At 49.6% G+C, this 262-nt stretch carries 1 protein-coding gene; it reads right to left on the reverse strand.

The window, feature by feature from the left end; all coding sequences use genetic code 11:
• Window positions 1-25: 25 nt before the first annotated feature.
• On the reverse strand, window positions 26-262 hold a 237-nt coding region (locus AVJ23_RS23250; protein WP_205626918.1), incomplete at its 5' end, for a hypothetical protein.

Raw genomic sequence — 262 nt, forward strand, 5'->3', positions numbered from 1 at the left:
GTTAAAGAAAAATCTGGTTTCATCCTTACTCACAGATATGCTGGATGAAGTTGTTAATAAGTTTGGGATTATCGTCCAACGTGACCGCATTACGGGCACTGGCGCGCAGCGTTGAAAAAAGCGCCACCAGCAAATTGGTTGCCGGGAAAATCAGCGAGTGTATTGGCAGAAAAATATCAGTGCGACGGGCCGGGGCCGACGGAAGGTGAAGGCAGTTATTTATCAATTCCAACATGAAAAGGCCGCCCGCGCCATCGCGCTC

Origin of the sequence: Pseudoponticoccus marisrubri (genome assembly GCF_001482405.1) — a bacterium.
Lineage (GTDB): Bacteria > Pseudomonadota > Alphaproteobacteria > Rhodobacterales > Rhodobacteraceae > Pseudoponticoccus > Pseudoponticoccus marisrubri.